23 protein-coding genes are annotated in these 21,955 nt (G+C 63.6%); 6 read left to right on the forward strand and 17 right to left on the reverse strand.

Annotation, left to right across the window (positions count from 1 at the left end):
- Positions 1 to 114 precede the first annotated feature (114 nt).
- Complete coding sequence (locus R3280_RS00095) at positions 115 to 1,128, forward strand: LysR family transcriptional regulator (RefSeq protein WP_318996532.1); 1,014 nt, start codon at positions 115 to 117, stop codon at positions 1,126 to 1,128.
- 16 nt (positions 1,129 to 1,144) lie between these two features.
- On the opposite strand, the gene R3280_RS00100 is transcribed toward R3280_RS00095, so the two are convergent.
- The 7 genes from R3280_RS00100 to R3280_RS00130 form a co-directional block, all read right to left on the reverse strand.
- Entirely contained in the window at positions 1,145 to 2,110 is a 966-nt protein-coding gene (locus R3280_RS00100) for a GNAT family N-acetyltransferase (RefSeq protein ID WP_318996533.1), read from the reverse strand.
- Positions 2,107 to 3,258, reverse strand: a complete 1,152-nt coding sequence (locus R3280_RS00105) for a cupin domain-containing protein (RefSeq protein ID WP_318996534.1) — start codon at positions 3,256 to 3,258, stop codon at positions 2,107 to 2,109. The genes R3280_RS00100 and R3280_RS00105 overlap by 4 nt, the downstream gene beginning before the upstream one ends.
- A 3-nt stretch (positions 3,259 to 3,261) precedes the next feature.
- A complete protein-coding gene (gene purB, locus R3280_RS00110; RefSeq protein ID WP_318996535.1) occupies positions 3,262 to 4,629 on the reverse strand; it encodes an adenylosuccinate lyase in 1,368 nt (455 codons plus the stop codon).
- 156 nt (positions 4,630 to 4,785) lie between these two features.
- On the reverse strand, positions 4,786 to 5,427 hold the full coding sequence (gene hflD / locus R3280_RS00115) for a high frequency lysogenization protein HflD (protein WP_318996536.1): 642 nt from the start codon (positions 5,425 to 5,427) through the stop codon (positions 4,786 to 4,788).
- Positions 5,424 to 6,584 (reverse strand): tRNA 2-thiouridine(34) synthase MnmA, encoded by a 1,161-nt coding sequence (mnmA, locus tag R3280_RS00120; protein ID WP_318996537.1) that lies wholly within the window; start codon positions 6,582 to 6,584, stop codon positions 5,424 to 5,426. Before mnmA ends, hflD begins: the two co-directional genes overlap by 4 nt.
- A 92-nt stretch (positions 6,585 to 6,676) precedes the next feature.
- Positions 6,677 to 7,126, reverse strand: a complete 450-nt coding sequence (locus tag R3280_RS00125; protein WP_318996538.1) for an NUDIX hydrolase — start codon at positions 7,124 to 7,126, stop codon at positions 6,677 to 6,679.
- Entirely contained in the window at positions 7,123 to 7,746 is a 624-nt protein-coding gene (locus tag R3280_RS00130) for a pseudouridine synthase (RefSeq protein WP_318996539.1), read from the reverse strand. The genes R3280_RS00125 and R3280_RS00130 overlap by 4 nt, the downstream gene beginning before the upstream one ends.
- 160 nt (positions 7,747 to 7,906) lie before the next feature.
- Here R3280_RS00130 and icd point away from each other — a divergent pair, with 160 nt between their 5' ends.
- Complete coding sequence (gene icd, locus R3280_RS00135; RefSeq protein ID WP_318996540.1) at positions 7,907 to 9,169, forward strand: NADP-dependent isocitrate dehydrogenase; 1,263 nt, start codon at positions 7,907 to 7,909, stop codon at positions 9,167 to 9,169.
- Positions 9,170 to 9,387: 218 nt separating this feature from the next.
- Here the strand turns inward: icd and cspD are convergent, their stop codons facing one another.
- Positions 9,388 to 9,681, reverse strand: a complete 294-nt coding sequence (gene cspD, locus R3280_RS00140) for a cold shock domain-containing protein CspD (RefSeq protein ID WP_318996541.1) — start codon at positions 9,679 to 9,681, stop codon at positions 9,388 to 9,390.
- Positions 9,682 to 10,039: 358 nt separating this feature from the next.
- Between cspD and clpS the strand changes: the two genes are divergently transcribed.
- A complete protein-coding gene (clpS, locus tag R3280_RS00145; protein WP_318996607.1) occupies positions 10,040 to 10,399 on the forward strand; it encodes an ATP-dependent Clp protease adapter ClpS in 360 nt (119 codons plus the stop codon).
- An 18-nt stretch (positions 10,400 to 10,417) separates the two neighbouring features.
- Positions 10,418 to 12,685, forward strand: coding sequence for an ATP-dependent Clp protease ATP-binding subunit ClpA (gene clpA, locus R3280_RS00150; RefSeq protein WP_318996542.1), 2,268 nt, complete (start codon positions 10,418 to 10,420; stop codon positions 12,683 to 12,685).
- Between the two features lie 90 nt (positions 12,686 to 12,775).
- On the opposite strand, the gene infA is transcribed toward clpA, so the two are convergent.
- The 9 genes from infA to R3280_RS00195 all read right to left on the reverse strand — a co-directional run bounded on the left by infA (position 12,776) and on the right by R3280_RS00195 (position 19,870).
- Positions 12,776 to 12,994: a translation initiation factor IF-1 gene (infA, locus tag R3280_RS00155; protein ID WP_044386042.1), complete on the reverse strand. Its 219-nt coding sequence runs from the start codon at positions 12,992 to 12,994 to the stop codon at positions 12,776 to 12,778.
- A gap of 190 nt (positions 12,995 to 13,184) precedes the next feature.
- A complete protein-coding gene (locus R3280_RS00160; protein ID WP_318996543.1) occupies positions 13,185 to 13,901 on the reverse strand; it encodes an arginyltransferase in 717 nt (238 codons plus the stop codon).
- A gap of 21 nt (positions 13,902 to 13,922) precedes the next feature.
- Positions 13,923 to 14,651, reverse strand: coding sequence for a leucyl/phenylalanyl-tRNA--protein transferase (gene aat, locus R3280_RS00165; RefSeq protein ID WP_318996544.1), 729 nt, complete (start codon positions 14,649 to 14,651; stop codon positions 13,923 to 13,925).
- Positions 14,652 to 14,690: 39 nt separating this feature from the next.
- Positions 14,691 to 15,641, reverse strand: a complete 951-nt coding sequence (trxB, locus tag R3280_RS00170; RefSeq protein WP_318996545.1) for a thioredoxin-disulfide reductase — start codon at positions 15,639 to 15,641, stop codon at positions 14,691 to 14,693.
- Between the two features lie 154 nt (positions 15,642 to 15,795).
- A complete protein-coding gene (locus R3280_RS00175) occupies positions 15,796 to 16,707 on the reverse strand; it encodes an AAA family ATPase (protein WP_318996546.1) in 912 nt (303 codons plus the stop codon).
- A gap of 7 nt (positions 16,708 to 16,714) precedes the next feature.
- Positions 16,715 to 17,641, reverse strand: a complete 927-nt coding sequence (locus R3280_RS00180; protein ID WP_318996547.1) for a carbon-nitrogen hydrolase — start codon at positions 17,639 to 17,641, stop codon at positions 16,715 to 16,717.
- Positions 17,638 to 18,672: an agmatine deiminase family protein gene (locus R3280_RS00185; protein ID WP_318996608.1), complete on the reverse strand. Its 1,035-nt coding sequence runs from the start codon at positions 18,670 to 18,672 to the stop codon at positions 17,638 to 17,640. Before R3280_RS00185 ends, R3280_RS00180 begins: the two co-directional genes overlap by 4 nt.
- 169 nt (positions 18,673 to 18,841) lie before the next feature.
- Positions 18,842 to 19,183: a hypothetical protein gene (locus R3280_RS00190; RefSeq protein ID WP_318996548.1), complete on the reverse strand. Its 342-nt coding sequence runs from the start codon at positions 19,181 to 19,183 to the stop codon at positions 18,842 to 18,844.
- Between the two features lie 108 nt (positions 19,184 to 19,291).
- Positions 19,292 to 19,870 carry a PilZ domain-containing protein gene (locus R3280_RS00195; RefSeq protein ID WP_318996549.1) on the reverse strand — a complete coding sequence of 193 codons (579 nt, stop codon included), beginning with the start codon at positions 19,868 to 19,870 and terminating at the stop codon, positions 19,292 to 19,294.
- 136 nt (positions 19,871 to 20,006) lie between these two features.
- On the opposite strand from R3280_RS00195, the gene R3280_RS00200 reads away from it, so the two are divergent.
- Together R3280_RS00200 and R3280_RS00205 are read left to right on the forward strand one after the other, a co-directional pair.
- Complete coding sequence (locus tag R3280_RS00200; RefSeq protein WP_318996550.1) at positions 20,007 to 21,248, forward strand: lipoprotein-releasing ABC transporter permease subunit; 1,242 nt, start codon at positions 20,007 to 20,009, stop codon at positions 21,246 to 21,248.
- On the forward strand, positions 21,241 to 21,954 hold the full coding sequence (locus R3280_RS00205; protein ID WP_318996551.1) for an ABC transporter ATP-binding protein: 714 nt from the start codon (positions 21,241 to 21,243) through the stop codon (positions 21,952 to 21,954). Before R3280_RS00200 ends, R3280_RS00205 begins: the two co-directional genes overlap by 8 nt.
- Position 21,955 lies beyond the last annotated feature (1 nt).

The raw sequence follows: 21,955 nt of genomic DNA on the forward strand, positions 1-21,955 counted from the left end.
ACCGGGCGTTGCTCGCGGACGGCCTTTGCAGGCAGCTCCACGGCTTCATATAAGTACCGTTTATTGTTATTATTATGGGCATTATTTCACTGAATATTGCCTGATGGAGTCGGTATGGATATCTCGCGGGTCGACCTGAATCTGCTGGTCTACCTGGATGTGCTGCTGCGGGAAAAGAACGTGACCAAGGCGGCCACCCACCTGGGCATCACCCAGCCAGCCATGAGCAACGGCCTGCGGCGCCTGCGGGATCTGTTCGCCGATCCACTGCTGGTGCGCACCAGTGAGGGTATGACCGCGACCGAGCGGGCCACCGAACTGCAGCCGCTGGTACGCAGCATCCTGTCCGACATCGAGCAGGCAGTGCAGGAAAAGACCCCGTTCGCCGCCACCGAGAGCCAGCGGGTGTTCCGCATCATGGCCAGTGACTACGCCGAATCCTGCCTGATGCCGCGGGTACTGCGTCGGATTCGCCAGGAGGCGCCCCATGTGACGCTCGACGTGCTGACCCCCAGCGACGTCAGCTTCCTGGATGTGGAGCAGGGCCGCCTGGACATGGCCATCAACCGCTTCGACAAGATTCCCCAGTCCTTTCACCAGAAGACCCTGTGGACCGAGTACTTCGCCTGCCTGATGAACGCTCGCAACCCCATCCTGCGGGAACCCTTTACCCTCGATACCTACCTGGATGCCAGCCATATCTGGGTCAGCAAGACCGGCTTCGGGGTCGGGGTGGGGGTCAATCCCAAGGATGTGCAGCGACTGGGCTGGGTGGACGAGGCCCTCTCCCGTATGGGCCGCAAGCGCCAGATCTCGGTGTTCACCCGCCACTACCAGGTGGCCATGCTGCTGGCGGAGCAGCACGACCTGATCGCCACCCTGCCCAGCCGGGCGGCCTGGCTGCAGAGGGACAACCCGGGCCTGGTGGTCAAGGTGCCGCCGTTCGACATACCGCCCTTCGAACTCAAGATGGCCTGGAGTCCGCTGCTACAGCACAACGCCGATCACCAGTGGTTGCGGCGGCTGATTGTCGAGGTGGCGGAGGAAGTGGACGCGGAGTTCGCCGAATTCGGCACCCAGTTCGAGGCTCCGGAAGGCCGCCCGCTGATTCAGGGTTCGGAGCGCTGATCCCGACAGGCAATCGTCAGAGCGGCAGTTCCCGTAGCTCCAGGGAAGGTGAGGCGGTGTCCCACATGCGCTGGAAGTCTTCCGCCATGCGTTTGACGTGGCCCGGCTCGGCGAAGCGGGCCACGCCGGCCGGTGATTCGAACCGGTGCCGCATCACCAGGGCGTCCCGGTCCGCCAGCAGGAAGGGCTGCTCCTGATTGGGATAATCCGGATTCACCAGCCGCAGCTCGATCTTGCTGGGCAGCCGGCGCATCAGCTCCACCAGCTGGTGGCGGCGCTGGACCAGGGGTTTGTCGTCGTGAATCAGCAGTCTTACCTCGCTGAGGCGGTGACGCCGCGCCAGGCCGGAAATGATCTCCCGCAGCCGGAAACGATCGTAGTGGCCGTGCTCCAGCAACCGGTCGTAGAGCCAGAGCCTTTGCCGGGCCTGGCCGCAGACTGAGTCCATCAGATCCCGCAGGTCGCTGTCGCTGTCGAACAGCCAGGCGTCCCGATCCTGGCCGAGGATCATCGGTTGGTCACGTTGCTGCCACTGGCTGGCCACCAGTGATGGTGCGAGGCAGCGCATGTCGACGTGGGGAATGCCGGCATCGTCGTAGGGATCCGAGCAGACGTGAAAGCCGGAGCGCTGGTAGAAGGGGATGGCGCGCTCCTGGGCCGACAGGGCAATGTCGTTGAAATCCCCGGCCGCTTCCGTCACCAGATGGCGCAGCAGGGCCTCGCCGACACCGCGGCCGCGATGGGACGGCAGCACCGCCATGCGGCCGATGCGGGCTGTGTCTGTCACTGACGGGTAGAGCCTGGCCACCGCGACGGCGGTGTTGTCCTGGTCCACCGCCACATAATGGTCCGCAATGGCGTCGGTATCGTCCCATTCCAGGTCTTCCGGGACCTTCTGCTCCTCAATAAAGACCTGGTGACGGATGTCCCTGACCGCCTGCGGGGCCAGTTGCCAGCTGTATTTGCGAAACCGGAGTGTCATTCGAGATACAGGTGCCCCTGATTGAACAAGTGGGTGATCAGGCCCGCCAGTGCATCGTCTGCCAGCAGCGGCCTGAGCTCAGCCACCGCCGGCTGGTTGCTGCGGCACAGCAGCGGCGCCAGGGCCCGGGCCTCGCCCCGGAGCATGAAGCGCTCACCGTCGACGAAAAGCGCGGTGTCTTCCTCAAAGTCATGATAGGCGAAACGGGAGCCCTCATTCCAACGCAGCAGGGCGCCTTCGGCGAGCAGCTGCCGGATGTCGTCACGGTCGACCGGCTCATCCGCCGGCTGGATGATGTCGGCATTCTTGGGAGCGGTGGCGAACTGGCCGAACCAGAGCGCGAGCTGGCGCCGGTCCTGCAGGCGCTCGGCGATCACCCCGTACAGCCGTTCAATGGCGGCATTCGAGATGGCGCCCGGATTTTCCGGCCGGGCCAGGTCCGGGTCCGCCAGGTGGTCGCCGGCGCCGGGCTGGCTGCAGAGGAAGTCCGAGAAGCCGGTTAGCACATCGTCCACCGTGGGCGCCCGGAAACCCACGGACAGTGTAATGCAGTCATCCTCGGCAACCCCGTGGTGACCGATGCCCGGCGGCAGGTAGAGCATGTCGCCGGGGCCCAGGGTGACGGTCTGCTCTCCCTGCCATTGCTTGAGGATCCTCAGCGGTGTGCCCTCCACCCGGGGCGAGGTTTCGTCGCACCGGCCGCCGAATTCCCAGCGCCGGTGGCCCTGGGCCTGCAGCAGGAAGACATCGTACTGGTCATAGTGGGGTCCGACACTGCCGCCGGCCGGCGCGTAGCTGGCCATGATGTCGTCCAGTCGCCAGTTGGGGATGAAGCGGAACGCCTCCAGCAGGTCGGCGGCCTCGGGCACCCAGTGGTCCAGCCCTTGTACCAGCAGGGTCCAGTGGCTGGCCGGGAGCTGCTCGAAGCGCTCCGGATCAAAGGGCCCGTTGTGCAGTTGCCAGGGCTTGCCGGCATCGTTCTCCACCACGATGCGGGATTCCACCGCCTCCTCACAGGCCAGGCCTGCCAGCTCGTCGGCGCTGACCGGACTCTCAAGACCTGGGAAGGCCTGGCGAATCACCAGGGGCTTTTTCTGCCAGTATTCCCGCAGGAACCGCTCTGCCGGGATGCCGCCGGGAAGGTCCATGGCCTAGATCGCCCGGGCCTGTTGATCGGCGTTGCCGGTGTAAGTGCCAGGGGTCAGTGCCAGCAGTTCTTCCTTGGCGGCTTCCGGAATCTCCAGGGACGACACGAAGCTGTGGATCAGTTCCGGCGTCATGGCCTTGCCCCGGGTCAGCTCCTTGAGCTTCTCGTAGGGCTTCTCGATGTTGTAGCGGCGCATGACGGTCTGGATGGGCTCCGCCAGCACCTCCCAGGCGTGGTCGAGATCCTCGTCCAGCCGGGCGGCGTTGAGCTCCAGCTTGCCCAGGCCCTTGAGGGTGGCCTCGTAGGCGATCAGGCTGTGGGCAAAGCCCACCCCCAGATTGCGCAGCACGGTGGAGTCGGTGAGGTCACGCTGCCAGCGGGAAATGGGCAGCTTGGCGGACAGGTGCCCAAGAATGGCGTTGGCAATGCCCAGGTTGCCCTCGGAGTTCTCGAAATCGATCGGGTTGACCTTATGGGGCATGGTGGAGGAGCCCACTTCGCCGGCCACGGTGCGCTGCTTGAAATAACCCAGGGAGATGTAGCCCCAGATGTCCCGGTTCAGGTCGATCAGGATGGTGTTGAAGCGGGCGATGTTGTCGTGGAGCTCGGCAATGCAGTCGTGGGGCTCGATCTGGGTGGTGTAGGGGTTCCACACCAGGCCCAGGCTTTCCACGAACTCCTTGGCATTGGTCTCCCAGTCCACGTCGGGGTAGGCCACCAGATGGGCGTTGTAGTTGCCCACCGCGCCATTGATCTTGCCCAGCAGCTCGACCCGGGCAATCTTGCGGGCCTGGCGCCGCAGGCGGTAGGCGACGTTGGCGAACTCCTTGCCCACGGTGGTGGGGGAGGCGGTCTGGCCATGGGTGCGGGACAGCATGGGCTGGTCCGCGAACTGGTGGGCCAGCCCACCCAGCTCGTCCATGATCCGGTCCATGGCCGGCAGCAGGCCGTGATGCAGACCCTCGTGCAGCATCAGGCCATGGGACAGGTTGTTGATGTCCTCGGACGTACAGGCGAAATGGACAAATTCCGTGACCGCGTGTAGCTCCGGGATACTGGCAATCTTGTCCTTGATGAAATACTCCACCGCCTTGACGTCGTGATTGGTGGTTCTTTCGATGGTCTTGATGGCCTCGGCGTCCGCCAGGCTGAAGTCGCTGACGATGCCGTCCAGGGCGCGGCTCGCCTCCGGGGAAAACGCCGGTACCTCGGGGATGCCGGGATGGGCGGCCAGCTTCTGCAGCCAGCGGATTTCGACGGTCACACGGTTCCTGATCAGGCCGTATTCACTGAAAATCTCGCGAAAAACGCGGACCTTGTCGCCGTAGCGGCCGTCGACCGGGGAGATGGCGGTCAGGGCGGTGAGTTCCATCGAAAAACCTCTCAATTCAATGCGGATAGGAATCGGTTTGGGCGCCTTGGCCCGACTCCGCGGCGCCCTTGCGGCAGGGCTCCGGGAGACGCTTTGGCCGGCCGGCGCATGGGCATTGCGTCAGGGCGGCTATGATACACCAGCCGGCAGCGGGTTTCAGTCGTAGACCGAGCGGTTCGCCTGTTCCGCCAGCTCCCGGGCCCGGGCAATGATCCGGCGCCGGAAGAACACCAGGTGCCAGCGCCGGCCGCCGCTCTGGCGCCAGAGCACCGCCGATCGTATGCCCGCCAGCAGCAGCGCCCTGACACGGGCGGCGTTGTCCGGGTTCTGCAGGTGCCTGGGGTCGCCGGTGACCTGGATGCGAAGCTTGAAGGTGCTGATGGTGTCGGTGTAGATGGAGCCCAGGTTACGCAGCAGGTTGCCATGGCCATAGCCGAAATGGCGGGCGGTGTGACGGGCCTGCTCGATGCGGCTGGCAATCACGTCCAGCATGTCCGGGTTGCGCTTGAGCCGGGCTTCCAGGTGAATCAGGTTGAGGCCGTAACGCAGGATGTCCACGTCCTGGCGCCGATTCTGTTCGCTGAGCACGCTCACCAGTGTGGCCAGGCCCTCCCGCAGGTCCTTGAGTTCGCCATAGACCGCCAGGGTGGAATCCGGATCGGTGGCGAACAGGGAGCGCACACTGGCCTGTAGCGAGGATTCGGCGCACTGGCCCTGGTGGGCGACCTGCTGGACCAGGGTGGCGGCCTGGAAAATGCCCGCCAGGGCCAGGATCTGGTCGTCGAGGGATCGGCTCAAAACTGGGCGCTCGCTATGCTGGTGGCGGTGCCCGCTGGCTCGGCCTCCCCGTCACGCCAGGTCTGTTCAATGACGCCGCCGCCGAGGCAGACCTCGCCGAGGTAGAAGACAGCGGACTGGCCGGGGGTGACGGCCCGCTGGGGGTCGTCGAACACCACCCGGACACCGGCGCCGGTGACTTCCACCCGGCAGGGCTGGTCGGGCTGGCGGTAGCGGGTCTTGGCCAGGCACCGAAACTCGCCCGCCGGTGGCTCGCCCGCCACCCAGTCCACCGCCCCGGTGGTGAGCCCGCGGGAGAACAGCAGTGGGTGGTTCTTGCCCTGGACGGCAATGAGCACATTCCTGGCCAGGTCCTTCTCGGCCACGTACCAGGGGTCATCGCCGTACTGGCTCAGGCCGCCGATGCCCAGGCCCTGGCGCTGGCCGATGGTGTGGTACATCAGGCCCTGGTGACGGCCGATGACCACGCCGTCGGGAGTCTCGATGTTGCCGGGCTGGGCCGGCAGGTACTGCTTGAGGAAATCCCGGAACTTGCGCTCGCCGATGAAGCAGATGCCGGTGGAGTCTTTCTTGTCGTGGGTGACAAAGCCCTGCTCAGCGGCAATGCGGCGCACCTCGGGCTTCTCGATCTCGCCCACCGGAAACAGGGTGCGGGCGATGCGTTCACCGGACACCGCGTGCAGGAAGTAACTCTGGTCCTTGTTTGGGTCCAGGCCCTTGAGCAGTTCCGCCCGGCCACTGCCGTCCCCCAGGGGACGCTGGCGGGCGTAGTGGCCGGTGGCGATGTAGTCGGCGCCAAGGGTGACGGCGTAGTCCAGGAATGCCCGAAACTTCACCTCCTTGTTGCAGAGGATGTCCGGGTTGGGGGTGCGGCCGGCACTGTATTCCGACAGGAAATGCTCGAACACCCGGTCCCAGTACTCGGCAGCGAAGCTGGCGGTGTGCAGCTTGATGCCGATGCGGTCGGCCACCGCCTGGGCATCCGCCAGGTCGGTCATGGCGGTGCAGTATTCGGTGCCGTCGTCCTCGTCCCAGTTCTTCATGAACAGGCCTTCCACGGCGTAGCCCTGGTCCTTCAGCAGCCAGGCCGCCACCGAGGAGTCGACGCCGCCGGACATGCCGACAATAACGCGGGTCTGGGACAGGGGTTGGGTCATGGTTATGCCAGTTGCTCGAATCAGCTCATTCAGGCCGACACCCTTGGCGCCAGCGGTTTTCGGGGAGGGCAGAGTCTAGCATTCGCAGCGGCTCACGTCTGCGTTTCCACCAGTACATCCAGCGGGAACTGCCGGCCATTGCGGTAATCTTCTATGCACTGCAGCACCAGGGGGCTGCGCAGCTGCTCCCGGCGCTGGCGGATTTGCTCCAGGTCCAGCCAGTGGGTGGTGATGATGTCGCTGTCCAGCTGGTCGCTGAGCTTCTCTGCCGCGCGGGCAATGAGGCAGAAGCGGTAGTAGGTGACGCCGTTGGCAGGCGCGCGATAGGTGTAGAGCCCCAGGAAGTGGGTGGGCTCCACCCGCCAGCCGGTTTCCTCCAGGGCTTCCCGGCAGGCCGCGGCGACAATGGTTTCGCCTTCTTCAATATGGCCGGCGGGCTGGTTGATCACGGTTCGCCCGCCGCTGACTTCCTCCACCAGCAGAAAGCGGCCATGGCTGTCCTCAACCACAACGGCGGCGGTGACGTGGGGTGTCCAGGTCATGATGTTCTCCGTCTGGCAGGGCGCCGTGGCCGTGCCTGTTTTTTATGCCGGGCCGGCGCCGGTGGCTCTGCCCGCGGTAAGTGAATGACCTGGCTGCGGGTCTCCCCGGGTGGCAGGCCATCGATGGTCCAGTCACCGATACCATAGCGAATCAGCCGCAGGGTGGGGTAGCCCACCGCCGCGGTCATGCGCCGGACCTGGCGATTGCGGCCTTCGGTCAGCGTCAGTTGCAGCCAGCTGGTGGGAATGGCCTGGCGCTCCCGCACCGGCGGATGGCGGGGCCAGACAGCCGGCGCCGGCATGGCGCTGGCCTGGGCCGGCAGTGTCGGCCCATCCTTCAGGTCGACCCCCTGCCGAAGCGCCTGCAGGGCATCCTCGCTGATCTCACCCTCCACCTGGACCCAGTAGGTCTTGGCCAGCTTGTGCCGGGGCGAGGCGATGCGGTGCTGGAGCTGGCCATCGTCCGTCAGCAGCACCAGGCCTTCGGAGTCGTAGTCCAGCCGCCCGGCCGGGTAGACGCCCGACACATCGACAAAATCCGCCAGCGTGCCGCGGCCCTGGCCATCGGTGAACTGGCAGAGCACATTGAAGGGTTTGTTCAGCAATACCAGGGTGGCCATGGGGCGGCGGATTCCAGCGCTAACAGGGAGTTTCAGGGCGGCTCGGCGCTACACAAAGCCGGGGTGTTCACTATACTACCCGACAGGTCCTGCCGAATTACAGCGACCGTTGCCCTGCGGCCCATGGCTGTGCCGGAGCCGTCGCGGAAGGGAGATCAATATGGCCTTTGAGAAAATTGTGGTGCCCGCCGACGGCGGCCGGATCACGGTCAACGCGGATCTGTCCCTGAATGTTCCCAACCACCCCATCATCCCGTTTATCGAGGGTGACGGTATCGGCGCCGACATCACCCCGGTCATGAAGAAAGTCGTGGACGCGGCAGTGCTCAAGGCCTACAGCTCCAAACGCTCCATTTCCTGGATGGAGGTTTACTGTGGCGAGAAGGCGACCCGGGTCTACGGGCCGGACACCTGGATGCCGGAGGAAACCTTCGAGGCCCTGCGGGAATTCCCGGTCAGCATCAAGGGCCCTCTCACCACGCCCGTGGGTGAGGGCTACCGGTCCCTTAACGTGACCCTGCGCCAGGAACTGGATCTCTACGCCTGTATCCGCCCGGTGCGGTACTTCAAGGGCGTGCCCAGCCCCGTCAGTCATCCCGAGCTCACCGACATGGTGATCTTCCGGGAAAACTCGGAGGACATCTATGCCGGCATTGAATGGAAGGCGGATTCGGCGGAAGCGACCAAACTGATACGGTTCCTGCGAGAGGAAATGGGGGTGACCAACATCCGCTTCCCGGAGGGCTGTGGCATCGGCATCAAGCCGGTGTCGAAGGAAGGCACCCAGCGCCTGGTGCGCAAGGCGATCCAGTACGCCATCGACAACGACAAGCCGTCGGTGACCCTGGTGCACAAGGGCAACATCATGAAGTTCACCGAAGGCGCCTTCAAGACCTGGGGTTATGAACTGGTGAAGGAGCGTTTCGGGGCCGAGCCGCTGGACGGCGGACCCTGGCACGTGATGAAGAATCCCAATACCGGCCGGGACATTGTGATCAAGGACGTGATTGCCGATGCCTTTCTGCAACAGATACTGATGCGACCGGACGAGTACAGCGTGATTGCCACCCTCAACCTCAATGGCGACTACATTTCCGACGCCCTGGCGGCGGAAGTGGGCGGCATCGGTATTGCGCCCGGCGCCAACATGGGCGGCTCTGTGGCCAACTTCGAGGCCACCCACGGCACCGCGCCGAAGTACGCCGGCCAGGACAAGGTCAACCCGGGCTCGCTGATATTGTCCGCCGAGATGATGCTCAGGCACCTGGGCTGGAGCGAAGCTGCGGATCTGGTTATTCGGGGTATGGAGGGCGCCATTGCGGCAAAGACCGTGACCTACGATTTCGAGCGGCTGATGCCGGATGCAAAGCTGCTGAAGTGTTCGGAATTCGGTGACGCGGTGATCGCCAGAATGGAAAGCTGAGGCGGCGAGGGCAAATCGCTTGCAGGAAAAGGGCAAAGGAGGAAAAGGGGATTGCATTGGAGATCGGCGCCGGGGAACTCCCGGACGCCGCCTCTGGAAGGCTATACCGCTAGTGCGGAGAGGGCCATTCGGACCTCAGGGCTGGTCAACGGATTTTACTTCCTCATCGCCTTGTGGGCGCTTCGACTGCATTTTGCGATTTTCGACCAGAGCGGACCTCAACCGTTCGCGACACGCCGGTGCAGGGTGTAATCCACCTTCTCGGCTTTATCCCGATCGGTGGCCTGGGCGGGCTGCTTGCCGGTCTGTTCAGCCGGCACGATGTTGACGGCATGAACCCCCTTGTCACTGGGCTTCTTGTCGAAGCTGACAGCCTGCCCCGCTTTCAGGGTTTTGTAGCCATCCATCTGGATGGAGGAGAAGTGGGCGAACAAGTCGTCACTGCATCCGTCCTCAATGATGAAGCCATAGCCCTTTGCGTTGTTGAACCATTTTACCTTGCCAGTAGGCATATCGAACTCCTTGTTCAGGTATTGTTTCATTCTTCTTGTTGTTATCAATTGATATACATATGAAAAATGCTTCTTTTAACAGGAAGTTAACGCAGGTGCTTGAAAATTGACCGACTGGAGTCATATAACAATCCTAACTCCAACCCTGCTTTCCTTTCTGTAACCAAGTTACAATTTTTCACATTACGTTTACTACTTTTGACCACTTTTCATACAGTGTCAAGGGCAAAAAAATGATGGATCCAAAGCTCTGGCCGCAAGTAATGGCGGGGGTTATGATCAAATCAGGAGGCGTTCCTTGAAATCGGATATGCTGACATCCATCTTTGGGTCAGGACACGAATTTTCGGCTACTGTGATGCGGACTATCAAGAATTCTCTACTAGTATTAAATCAGGGGGACAGCGAGGAACCGGGACGCCAGGACGATTTGTCGGTAGCGCCCGAGAAACCAGCTTTGAAGCGGCCCGCGCGTTTCAGAGTCATGCTGTTAAACGATGACTACACACCGATGGATTTCGTCGTGGAGGTGCTGATGAAGTTCTTCGGGATGAATGAAGAGAAGGCGACGCAGGTGATGCTGCTCGTCCATACGCAGGGAAAAGCTGTATGTGGGGTTTATACCCGAGACATCGCGGAGACCAAGGCGGCCCAGGTGAATCAGTATTCCTCTGAATGCGAGCACCCGCTGCTTTGCGAGATAGAACGTGCGGACTGATCAATCTTGGGGTGGCACATGCTGAGCAAAGACCTTGAAATTACCCTGAATACCGCCTTTAAAAATGCCCGCGACAAGCGTCATGAGTTCATGACCGTCGAGCATCTTTTATTGGCACTGCTGGACAACGAGTCAGCCCTCGGGGTCCTGAAAGCCTGTGGCGCCGACCTCCAGCGCCTGCAGGACGAACTGATCGAATTCGTCGACTCCACCACCCCGCTGATCCCGAGCAGCGACAGTGAGCGGGAAACCCAGCCAACCCTCGGCTTTCAGCGCGTGCTGCAGCGAGCCGTATTCCATGTCCAGTCCTCCGGCAAGAAGGAAGTTACCGGTGCCAATGTGCTGGTGGCCATCTTCAGTGAACAGGAAAGCCAGGCTGTCTACGTTCTCAAGAAGCAGAACATCGCCCGTATCGATGTGGTGAACTTTGTCTCTCACGGCATTTCCAGGGTTCAGGGTGAAGAGCAGGAAGGTCCGGACCAGGCCTCCCACGACGAGCCCGGTGAGGAGAATGGTGCCGCCAAGCCGCTGGAGAGCTACGCCTCCAATCTGAACGAACAGGCCCGTCAGGGCCGTATCGACCCGCTGATCGGCCGCGAGCATGAAGTCGAGCGTGTGGTACAGATCCTGGTGCGCCGGCGCAAGAACAACCCGCTGCTGGTGGGTGAGGCCGGTGTCGGCAAGACCGCCATTGCCGAGGGTCTGGCCCGCCGGATCGTGGACGGTCAGGTTCCGGAGATCATCGCTGACGCGGTGGTCTACTCCCTGGATCTGGGCGCACTTCTGGCCGGAACCAAGTACCGGGGCGATTTCGAGAAGCGCCTTAAGGGCCTGCTGGCTGAGCTGAAGAAAGAGAGGCATGCCATCCTATTCATCGACGAGATCCACACCATCATTGGTGCCGGCTCCGCGTCGGGTGGGGTGATGGATGCCTCCAACCTGCTCAAGCCCATGCTCAGCTCCGGCGAGATCCGCTGCATCGGATCCACAACCTTCTCCGAGTTCCGGGGCATCTTCGAGAAAGACGCGGCCCTGGCCCGTCGCTTCCAGAAAATCGATGTCAACGAGCCCAGCGTCGAGGACACCTACCAGATCCTCAAGGGCCTGAAGCCGCACTTCGAGAAGCACCATGATCTCAAGTACACCGACAAGGCCCTGCGGGTGGCCGCCGAGCTGGCGGACCGGTACATCACCGACCGCCATCTGCCGGACAAGGCGATTGACGTGATCGATGAGGCGGGAGCGCGTCAGCGCCTGATGCCCGCCGCCACGCGCAAGAAAGTGGTGGGTGTCTCCGCCATTGAGGATGTGGTGGCCACCATCGCGCGGATCCCGCCGAAGAGCGTGTCCACCAGCGACAAGGACCTGCTGCGCAACCTGGAGCGGGACCTCAAGATGGTGGTATTCGGCCAGGACAAGGCCATCGAGTCCCTGTCCACCGCCATCAAGCTGGCCCGTGCCGGCCTCAAGGCCCCGGAGAAGCCGGAGGGCGCTTTCCTGTTCGCCGGTCCCACCGGGGTGGGCAAGACCGAGGTCACCCGGCAGCTGGCCAAGGTGCTGGGCATCGAACTGGTGCGCTTTGACATGTCGGAATACATGGAGCGTCACACCGTATCCCGTCTGATCGGTGCGCCTCCGGGCTACGTCGGTTTCGACCAGGGCGGCCTGCTCACCGAATCGGTCAACAAGCACCCGCACTGTGTGCTGCTGCTGGATGAGATCGAGAAGGCCCACCCGGAAGTCTTCAACCTGCTGCTGCAGGTGATGGACCATGGTACCCTGACCGACAACAATGGCCGCAAGGCGGATTTCCGCCATGTAATCCTGGTGATGACCACCAACGCCGGTGCCGAGAGCATGGCTCGCCGTTCCATCGGCTTCAGCCAGCAGGACCACAGCACCGACGGCATGGAAATCATCAGCAAGACCTTCACGCCGGAATTCCGGAATCGCCTGGACGGCATCATCCAGTTCGCCGACCTGCAGCAGCACACCATCACCCATGTGGTGGACAAGTTCCTCACCGAGCTGCAGGCGCAGCTGGACGAGAAGCGCGTGGTGCTGCATGTGGACGAGGACGCCAAGCGCTGGCTGGCGGAGAAGGGCTACGACGTTACCATGGGCGCCCGGCCGATGGCGCGCCTGATCCAGGACAAGATCAAGCGGCCGCTGGCCGAACAGATCCTGTTCGGGGCCCTCTCCGAGAACGGCGGCGACGTCCACGTCCGGCTGGAGAGCGACGAGCTGGTGTTCGAGTACGAGAGCGAGGCAGCAGAGGCGGTCTGATCGCCTCCCTGTCCCTCAGGCAACAAAAAACCACGGCTTTCGGGCCGTGGTTTTTTTATGGGAGACGGGTCGTGAAAGTGACCTGGGCTCCTAGCGGGCGCGGTAGACGATGCGGCCCTTGGACAGGTCGTAGGGGGTCAGCTCCACCTTGACCTTGTCGCCGGTGAGGATGCGGATGTAGTTTTTACGCATCTTGCCGGAAATGTGTGCAGTCACCACGTGGCCGTTGCTCAGTTCAACACGGAACATGGTGTTTGGCAGGGTGTCGAGAATAACCCCTTCCATTTCGATGACATCTGATTTCGCCATTCAGTAAAGATCCTCGTGTGTCTGTCGCGCTGCCGGTAGCTGGGTGACGGTCCGGATGCTGGCGACAAAGCGTGACTTTCGTAAAAAAGGCGAGCGTTTCGCCGGTGCTTTTCTGTAAATGCGGCAATTCTGCCTGAATTGCAACCCTTTGGCAAAAGCGGTGGCTCTGCCGGCGCCCAGGGCGGCGGTTTCAGGATTGGGAAGGCAAGGCTTGCCAGTGGCCGTCGATCAGGGCTTCGATGGGGCGGAAACGGGTCTTGTAGCTCATCTTGCGGCATTCCCGGATCCAGTAGCCCAGGTAGACGTGGGGCAGGTCGCGACGGACCGCCTCCTCCACCTGCCAGAGCACCGCCAGGGTGCCCAGGCTGCGCCCCTCCTCGTCCGGTTCGAACACGGTGTAGATGGCCGAGAGGCCGTCATCCAGGGTGTCGATTACCGCCAAGCCAATGAGCTGGTCGTCCTTGAGCATTTCCAGGAAGTAGCTTTCGGTGGCCCCCTCCACCAGGAAGGAGGCGAACTGCTCCCGGGACGGCGGGTACATGTCGCCGTCGAAGTGGCGCTGCTCGATATAGCGGGCGTAGAGCTCGTAATGCCGCTCGGAGAACTGCGCCGGCACCAGGCGGAATTCCAGGTCCTGGTTGCGGCGCCATACCCGGCGCTGGGAACGGTCGGGGCGGAATTCTCCGGCATTGAGGCGAACCGGGATACAGGCATTGCAGTGCTCGCAGTGGGGCCGGTAGTAGTGGGACCCGCTGCGGCGGAAGCCCAGGGCGGTGAGCTGGCTGTACAGGCGCTTGTCGACGCGGGCTCGGGGGTCCACGAACATGGTGGTGGCTTCCCGGTCGTCGAGGTAACTGCACTCGTGGGGCGGGGTGGCAAAGAATACGAGCGTTTTCAGGCTGCTCATACGGGGGTCCTCAGCGCCGTGCTATTCGTTCGTCGTGGCCGGATCGGCGCCCGGCCAGCGCCATTTGAGCCGCCAGGCGTCCTGCTCGGGCGGTGCGTCCACTCCTGCCCTGAGTATAGATAAAAACTCCCGCCGTGGAATGGTGCGGGCGCCCATTCTGAGCAGATGATCACTTTCCACCTGGCAGTCCATGATGCGGTAGCCCCAGAGCTCCAGGTTACGGGCCAGGTGCACCATGACCACCTTGGAGGCGTTGGTCTCCAGGGAGAACATGGATTCGCCAAAGAAACATTGCCCCAGGGCTACGCCGTAGAGGCCGCCCACCAGCTTGCCGTCACGGTTCCAGGCTTCCACGGAATGGGCGGCCCCCTGGGAATGCAGTCGGGTGTAGGACGCCATCATATCGTTGGTGATCCAGGTGCCTTCGCTACGCAGATGGGCGCAATGGCGGATCACACCGGTGAAGTTTTGGTCGACAGTGATCTGGAAAGCGCCGCTGTTCAGGGTTCGCTTCAGGCTGCGGGAGATATGGATCTCGTCCGGGAACAGCACACAGCGGGGGTCCGGTGACCACCAGAGGATGGGCTGCTCATCGGTGAACCAGGGAAAGATGCCGTTGCGATAGGCCAGCCGCAGGCGCTCGGTGGAGAGATCGCCCCCCACCGCCAGCAGGCCGTCCGGATCATCCAGGGCCTGATCGGCGGGGGGAAACCAGAGCTGGTCCGGATCGAGCCACGGCAGGGAGGTCATGATTGCCCGCCGTGGCAGGGCGATGTCATCACCGGATGCTCAGTGCTGGTCCAGGAATTTCTCGGCGTCCAGCGCGGCCATGCAGCCAAAGCCGGCGGAGGTGATCGCCTGGCGGTAGACATGGTCGGCCACGTCGCCGGCGGCAAACACGCCGGGCACGCTGGTCTGGGTGGCCATGCCCTCCAGCCCGGAACGGATGCGGATATAACCGTTCTCCATGTCCAGCTGGCCCTGGAACAGGTCGGTGTTGGGGCGATGGCCGATGGCGATGAAGACCCCCGCCAGGTCGATCTCCTCGGTGGCGCCGTCCTTGGTGCTGCGAATCCGAATCCCGGTGACGCCGGTGTTGTCGCCGAGAACCTCGTCCAGGGTGTGATCCCAGACGATGCGGACATTGCCGTGCTCGGCCTTCTCGAACAGTTTGTCCTGCAGGATCTTCTCGGCCCGCAGGGAATCCCGCCGATGTACCAGGGTCACTTCGGCGGCGATGTTGGACAGATAGAGCGCCTCTTCCACCGCGGTGTTGCCACCGCCGATGACTGCGACTTTCTGTTTCTTGTAGAAGAAGCCGTCACAGGTGGCACAGGCGGACACGCCCTGGCCCCTGAACTTCTCTTCCGACTCCAGGCCCAGGTACATGGCCGAGGCACCGGTGGCAATGATGAGGGCGTCACAGGTGTACTCGCCGCTGTCACCCTTGAGGCGGTAGGGGCGATCGTTGAGGTCGGCTTCATTGATGGTGTCGTAGACGATGTTGGTCTCGAAGCGCTCCGCGTGCTTGAGCATGCGCTGCATCAGTTCCGGGCCCTGCACCCCTTCGTTGTCTCCCGGCCAGTTGTCCACGTCGGTGGTGGTGGTGAGCTGACCGCCCACCTCGATACCGGTGATCAGGGTCGGCTTCAGGTTGGCGCGGGCGGCATAGACCGCAGCGCTGTAGCCGGCGGGGCCGGAGCCCAGGATGATGAGGCGGGAATGCTTGCTCTGTGTCATGTTGATTCTCTCGATTACAGATTCAATGACCGGTGTGCGGAACGCCCTGGGGCAGACGCTCGGAAAATAGCACGGCAGACTAACATGCCGCCGGCCCAATGCCATTTGATTGGGCCAATTTTACTGATTAAAAGACACTATACGCCAGCGTGCCTCAGGCGATCACCGAGACCTTGCTCAGCAGCTGGCGCACGCGATCGGCGCTCTTGCCGGATTCTCCCTGTTCCAGCCGGTGCTCCGCCACGGCAGGAAACACCGCCTGGATGTCATCCGGAAGCACGTGATGACGGCCGTCCATCAGGGCCCAGGCCCTGGCGGCGCGCACCAGGCCAAGCCCGGCCCGGGGCGACAGGCCGTACACCAGTCCCGGCATGCGCCGGCTCTCCTCCAGCAGGCGCTGGACATAGTCCAGTAACGCCGGGCTGGTGGTGACCCGGTCCACAGCCGCCTGCAGGGTGGCCAGATCGGCTTCGCTGAGTCGTGGCTGCACCTTGTCGGTGAGACTGCGCCGGTCCTCGCCCTCCAGCAGTGCCCGTTCCGCCTGCGGGTCCGGATATCCCAGCCGCAGGCGCATCAGGAAACGGTCCAGCTGGGACTCCGGCAGGGGATAGGTGCCGCCCTGTTCCAGCGGGTTCTGGGTGGCAATCACAAAGAAGGGTCGGGGCAGAGGCCGGGTCTCACCCTCAATGGACACCTGCCGCTCCTCCATGGCCTCCAGCAGGGCGCTCTGGGTTCTCGGCGAGGCACGGTTGATCTCGTCCGCCAGCACCACCTGGGCGAAAATCGGCCCCGGGTGGAACACCAGGCTGCCGGCCTGCTTGTCGTAGATGGAGAAGCCCAGCACATCCGCCGGCAGCAGGTCGTTGGTGAACTGGATGCGCTGATAGCTCAGCCCCAGGGCGCGGGCCAGGGCATGGGACAGGGTGGTCTTGCCCATGCCAGGGATGTCCTCGATCAACAGGTGGCCCCGGGCCAGCAGGGTGCAGAGTGCCAGTCGCACCTGGCGGTCCTTGCCCAGCAGGATGCTGTTGAGCAGGGCTACCGTGTCGTCGGTCAGTTTCTTCATGCGTTCCTCAATCCCGGACCCGGCGCAGGATGTCGCCGAAAGCGTCGATACGGCGGTCCCGGAAATGCGGCCAGATGCGGCGGATGGTTTCGCTGCGGCGGCGGTCGATGGTGGCCATCAGTACGGTCTCGCTGCTGTCATCGGCGCGGGCCAGGAATTCGCCCTGCGGGCCACAGACGAAACTGTTGCCCCAGAACAGAATACCGTTCCCCTGGCCGGATGGATCAGGCTCTCCGCCAATCCGGTTTGGCGCAATGACCGGCAGGTTGTTGGCCACGGCATGGCCCCGCTGCACGGTGACCCAGGCTTCCAGCTGGCGGTTGCGTTCGTCCAGGTCGTCGGTCACATCCCAGCCGATGGCGGTGGGATAGATCAGCAGCTCGGCGCCGGCCAGGGCCATCAGCCGGGCCGCTTCCGGGTACCACTGGTCCCAGCACACCAGCACGCCGAGCCGGCCCACGGAGGTGTCGATGGGGGTAAAACCACTACGGCCGTCGTTGCAGGTGGCATCGCCCGGCGTGAAGTAGAACTTCTCGTAGAAGCCGGGGTCGTCAGGGATGTGCATCTTGCGGTAGATGCCCGCCAGGCTGCCGTCCCGCTCCAGCACCACGGCGGTGTTGTGGTAGACGCCATTCATACGGCGCTCGAACACCGAGCCCACGATGACAATGCCGAGTTCGCCCGCCAGTTTGCCGAGCCGGTCGGTGGTGGGACCGGGAATGGGCTCGGCCAGCTCGAACACCGAGACATCCTCGGTCTGGCAGAAATACAGTGTGGCATGCAGTTCCTGCAGCAGCACCAGCTCGGCGCCCTGGGCCGCGGCCTCGCGAACCAGGCGCTCGGTGGTGGCCAGGCTGATCTGCTTGTCACTGCTGCAGGCCTGCTGGATGGCGGCCAGGGTCAGCTTGTCGGGCAGGGTGGCGGTTGGTTTCATGGCTGGACGACTCCTGCGGGCAGTTGCATGGTGACGCAGTGCAGGCTGCCGTGCTGGGCCACCAGCGGCCGGCACTGGATGGGGACGATTTCCCGGTCCGGGAAGAGGGCGCGCATGATGCGGATCGCCTCGGAGTCCTGGGGCACATCGTACACCGGCAGCAGCACCGCGCCGTTGATGATCAGGAAATTGGCGTAGGTGGCCGGCAGGCGCTCGCCGTCTTCGCCATAGACCGGATCCGGCCAGGGCAGTGCGGTCAGGGCATAGGGCGAGCCGTCGGCCTGGCGGAACTGCTGCAGCTCCTCCTTCATGGCCTGAAGCGCGGCAAAGTGCTCATCTTCGGGCTGGTCGCAACGTACATAGGCGATGTGGTCGGGGGCGCAGAAGCGGGCCAGGGTATCGATGTGGCTGTCGGTGTCGTCACCGGCCAGGTAGCCATGGTTGAGCCAGAGCACCCGTTCGATGCCCAGGGTCTCGGCGAGCTTCTGTTCAATGTCGGTGCGATCGAAACTGGGGTTGCGGGTCGGCGTCAGCAGGCACTCGCTGGTGGTCAGCAGGGTGCCGGCACCGTCGGACTCCAGGGCGCCGCCTTCAAGAATGAAATCCACCGGGATCAGCGGGGTCTCGCCAAAGCAGCCGCGCTCGGCCAGGACGCTGTTGAGGGCGTTGTCCTTGGCGTAGGGGAACTTGCCGCCCCAGGCGTTGAAACGGAAATCCACCAGCGCCAGGCCCTCCGGCCCCTGGACGGCGATGGGTCCGTGGTCCCTGGCCCAGGTGTCATCGGCGGGGGCGGTCACCACCAGGGCGCGCCCGGGCAGTCCTTCGGCCTCGGCGTAATCATTCAGCTCTTGACGCAGGCCCGCCGCGCGCTCGGCGTCCTCGCAGCTGATCACCAGATGCTGGAACCGCAGGGTGGCGCGGGCGATGGTTTGGAATACCGGCTCAACCTCGGCCAGGACCTCCAGCCAGTCGGTGCCCCGATGGGGCCAGGTCAGCATTACGGCACTTTGGGGTGCCCACTCGGCGGGCATCACGCGGGTCATGCTCAATTCAAAAGCCACCTTGTCAGGAATGTCGCCGGCCAGGGGCGGCGCCAGGGGTTGGAGTCGGTCAACGGCGGGCCGAAAGGCCCGCTAAAGGCGCGATTCTAACGGTCGTCGGGGCGGACGTCAGCACCGTGAAATCCGCTATGTGCCGAACTCACTGGCCGTTGTGCCTGATCACGGTGTGGATGACGCGGTCCTTCTCGAAATAGACCACAAACTCTGGGTAGAACCACTGCAGAATGGGCGGGTCACCCACCGGTCCCTGGACGCCCTGGGGCTCGCCGAACCGTGCCCGGACTGCCTCGGTGGTCTGGCCATGGCGGGGCAGCTCCATGGCGGCGCGCTCTCCACCCTGGGACATCAGCGGAATGCGGGTCTGGTCGGCCTGGATGGAAGTCGCCGGCGCCACCGCCAGAACCAGGGTAAGGGCCGCGGCCTTGAGGCCTGTTGTTATGTTGTTCTTCATCAGCACGTCACTCCAGAGTTGCTCACTCATCGACTGCCGCGGCCAATGTGCCGGGCGATGGACCCAATTCCGGCTCGAACCGGAAGGGTGGATAAAGCGTAATCTTAAAGAATCTGACAGCCGGCCACCACGATTGCATCACGGCTCGCCGGTTTCGTTTTGTTGCCGGTGGCGGATCTGCCAGCGCATGATGTGCTTGGCAATCTGCTGACGGTCGCTGTCGTGGAGGCGGGTGAATTCGGTGTGGAGCCAGGGCTCATCGGTGTTCTCACGGGTGACCTCCACCACCTGGGCGATCGCCTCGGGACGGAAAAGCTCCGGTGGCAGGGTCATGCGGATGGCGAGAAGATCGCCAATGTCGATGTCGCTGACGCTGGCCGGAAAGGCCACGCCGCCCTCGCTCAGGGTGACCGGTCGCCAGTCCTCCGGTTGCAAGGGATTTTGCTCAAAGGCCATAATGCGCGCCAACGTGTCCACCTTGCCGTTGAGGGTCTTCAGCAGGTTCGCCAGCAGACGGTCGCGCTCGGCCAGGCTTGCCAGCTGGCTGCGGACGTCCAGGTCCAGCCGTCGCAGCTCGGCCCGCAGTCCGTCGCCCTGGCTGTCCTGAAAGGGATCGCTCAGGCCGTCGGCGTCCGGCGCCAGTTTCCTGAACTCAAGCCCGATCCTGTCCTGGATCCGGAAATAGGCCCGCTGGTCGGTTGGGGGATTGGCTGGCATCGGCCCTCGCAGTCGCGCTGATGGTGGCAAGGTTTTATGTTGTGTAACGCCAGTTTAACAGCTTCCGGTGGCGCTGTGTGCCCGCCGCGTTCCGGAAGGTCCAGACGCATTCCCGGCAGGTGGTAGGTCCCAGACCATGTTTAAGCCTTTATCGTTGTATGTTGGTTTGCGGTATACCGCCGCCAAACGGCGCAATCATTTCATCTCCTTTATATCCCTGACCTCCATGATCGGCTTGATGCTCGGTGTGGCGGTGCTGATCATCGTGTTGTCGGTGATGAACGGCTTCGACCGTGAGCTCAAGCAGCGCATTCTCGGCATGGTGCCGCACGCGGTGATCCGTGGCGACGAGGTGCTGGAGGACTGGCAGCGGGTGGACCGGATCGCCAGTGAACACCCCTCGGTCATTGCGGCGGCGCCGTTCGTGCAGGGCCAGGGCATGGTCACCGGTGGCGGCAACGTCCGAGGCGTCATGCTGAACGGTATCCTGCCGGAGGAGGAGCGCCAGGTGTCCATCATCGAGGACCATATGATCGAGGGCGAACTCGGCAACCTGCGCCCTGGCGAGTTCGGTATCATCATCGGCAAGCTGATGGCCGCCAGCCTCAGGCTTCAGGTCGGCGACCAGGTCACTGTGGTGATGCCCGAGGCCTCGGTGACGCCGGCCGGGGTGTTGCCCCGGCTGAAGCGGTTCACCGTCAAGGGGGTGTTCAGCGTTGGTGCCGAACTCGACGGCAACTACACCCTGGTGCACATGGACGACGCTGCCAAGCTCATGCGCACGGACGGCAAGGCCCAGGGCGTGCGGCTGCTGGTGGATGACCTGTTCCAGGCACCGGACATCGCCCGGGAAGTGGCGCGGGACATGAACGGCCGCTTCTACGTGTCTGACTGGACCCGCACCCACGGCAACCTGTTTGCCGCCATCCGCATGGAAAAAACCATGATCGGACTGCTGCTGATGTTCATCGTCGCGGTGGCGGCCTTCAACATCGTCTCCACCCTGGTGATGGTGGTTACGGACAAGAAAGCGGACATCGCCATTCTGCGGACCATGGGCGCTACTCCGGGCCGAATCATGCGGATCTTCATCATCCAGGGCGCCGTGATCGGGGTGGTGGGCACCCTGGTGGGCATGACCCTGGGCATCCTCGGCGCCAACAACATCAGCGGTTTTATTGCCTGGCTGGAGGCGATGCTGGGCCACCAGTTCCTCAGCGCCGACGTGTATTTCATCAGCTATTTGCCGTCCCAGCTGCAGTGGCCGGATGTGCTCATCATCACCGGTGCCGGCCTTGCCCTCAGCCTGCTGGCCACCATCTATCCGGCCTGGCGTGCGTCCCGGGTCGACCCTGCCGAGGCCCTGCGTTATGAATGATACCGCCCGCGAATCCGTGTCCGCCCCGGCCGTGATCGAGTGCCACAAGATCACTCGCAGCTACAACGAAGGCCCGGGCCGGCTCACGATCTTTTCCGACATCTCCCTGCGTGTGGCCGCTGGTGAGACCGTGGCCATTGTGGGCAGCAGCGGCGCCGGCAAAACCACCCTGCTCAACCTGCTGGGCGGGCTGGACAAGCCCACCTCCGGCGAAATCAGCATCTGCGGCGAGGCCATCCATCGTCTCAGCGAGGCGGCCCGGGCTAGGTTCCGCAACCGGCAGCTTGGCTTTGTGTACCAGTTTCATCACCTGCTGCCGGAGTTCACCGCCCGGGAAAACGTGATGATGCCGATGGTGCTGGGCGGCGCGTCCACCCGGTCAGCCGGCCGTCGCGCCGACGCCATGCTGGCGGAAGTGGGGCTGGAGGCGCGGTTGGCCCACAAGCCCGGTGAGCTGTCCGGTGGCGAGCGTCAGCGGGTGGCCATTGCCCGTGCCCTGGTGAATGAGCCCCAGTGCGTGCTGATGGACGAACCCACAGGCAACCTGGACGAGAACACCGGTGAAGGGGTGCGGCGCCTGATTGAGCGGTTGCGGGATCAGCTGGGTATTGCGTTCGTGGTGGTGACCCACGATATGGGTATGGCCAGGAGCCTGGGGCGGGTACTTCGTCTGGAGCAGGGCCAGCTGGTGCCCGAACAGCCCTGAG

Origin of the sequence: Marinobacter sp., assembly GCF_033722195.1 — a bacterium.
Lineage (GTDB): Bacteria > Pseudomonadota > Gammaproteobacteria > Pseudomonadales > Oleiphilaceae > Marinobacter.

Coding starts and splice junctions, on each gene's coding strand:
- R3280_RS00095 (WP_318996532.1), top strand. CDS start 115: ATGGATATCTCGCGGGTCGACCTGAATCTGCTGGTCTACCTGGATGTG.
- R3280_RS00100 (WP_318996533.1), bottom strand. CDS start 2,110: ATGACACTCCGGTTTCGCAAATACAGCTGGCAACTGGCCCCGCAGGCG.
- R3280_RS00105 (WP_318996534.1), bottom strand. CDS start 3,258: ATGGACCTTCCCGGCGGCATCCCGGCAGAGCGGTTCCTGCGGGAATAC.
- purB (WP_318996535.1), bottom strand. CDS start 4,629: ATGGAACTCACCGCCCTGACCGCCATCTCCCCGGTCGACGGCCGCTAC.
- mnmA (WP_318996537.1), bottom strand. CDS start 6,584: ATGACCCAACCCCTGTCCCAGACCCGCGTTATTGTCGGCATGTCCGGC.
- R3280_RS00125 (WP_318996538.1), bottom strand. CDS start 7,126: ATGACCTGGACACCCCACGTCACCGCCGCCGTTGTGGTTGAGGACAGC.
- R3280_RS00130 (WP_318996539.1), bottom strand. CDS start 7,746: ATGGCCACCCTGGTATTGCTGAACAAACCCTTCAATGTGCTCTGCCAG.
- icd (WP_318996540.1), top strand. CDS start 7,907: ATGGCCTTTGAGAAAATTGTGGTGCCCGCCGACGGCGGCCGGATCACG.
- cspD (WP_318996541.1), bottom strand. CDS start 9,681: ATGCCTACTGGCAAGGTAAAATGGTTCAACAACGCAAAGGGCTATGGC.
- clpS (WP_318996607.1), top strand. CDS start 10,040: ATGCGGACTATCAAGAATTCTCTACTAGTATTAAATCAGGGGGACAGC.
- clpA (WP_318996542.1), top strand. CDS start 10,418: ATGCTGAGCAAAGACCTTGAAATTACCCTGAATACCGCCTTTAAAAAT.
- infA (WP_044386042.1), bottom strand. CDS start 12,994: ATGGCGAAATCAGATGTCATCGAAATGGAAGGGGTTATTCTCGACACC.
- R3280_RS00160 (WP_318996543.1), bottom strand. CDS start 13,901: ATGAGCAGCCTGAAAACGCTCGTATTCTTTGCCACCCCGCCCCACGAG.
- aat (WP_318996544.1), bottom strand. CDS start 14,651: ATGACCTCCCTGCCGTGGCTCGATCCGGACCAGCTCTGGTTTCCCCCC.
- trxB (WP_318996545.1), bottom strand. CDS start 15,641: ATGACACAGAGCAAGCATTCCCGCCTCATCATCCTGGGCTCCGGCCCC.
- R3280_RS00175 (WP_318996546.1), bottom strand. CDS start 16,707: ATGAAGAAACTGACCGACGACACGGTAGCCCTGCTCAACAGCATCCTG.
- R3280_RS00180 (WP_318996547.1), bottom strand. CDS start 17,641: ATGAAACCAACCGCCACCCTGCCCGACAAGCTGACCCTGGCCGCCATC.
- R3280_RS00185 (WP_318996608.1), bottom strand. CDS start 18,672: ATGCCCGCCGAGTGGGCACCCCAAAGTGCCGTAATGCTGACCTGGCCC.
- R3280_RS00190 (WP_318996548.1), bottom strand. CDS start 19,183: ATGAGTGAGCAACTCTGGAGTGACGTGCTGATGAAGAACAACATAACA.
- R3280_RS00195 (WP_318996549.1), bottom strand. CDS start 19,870: ATGCCAGCCAATCCCCCAACCGACCAGCGGGCCTATTTCCGGATCCAG.
- R3280_RS00200 (WP_318996550.1), top strand. CDS start 20,007: ATGTTTAAGCCTTTATCGTTGTATGTTGGTTTGCGGTATACCGCCGCC.
- R3280_RS00205 (WP_318996551.1), top strand. CDS start 21,241: ATGAATGATACCGCCCGCGAATCCGTGTCCGCCCCGGCCGTGATCGAG.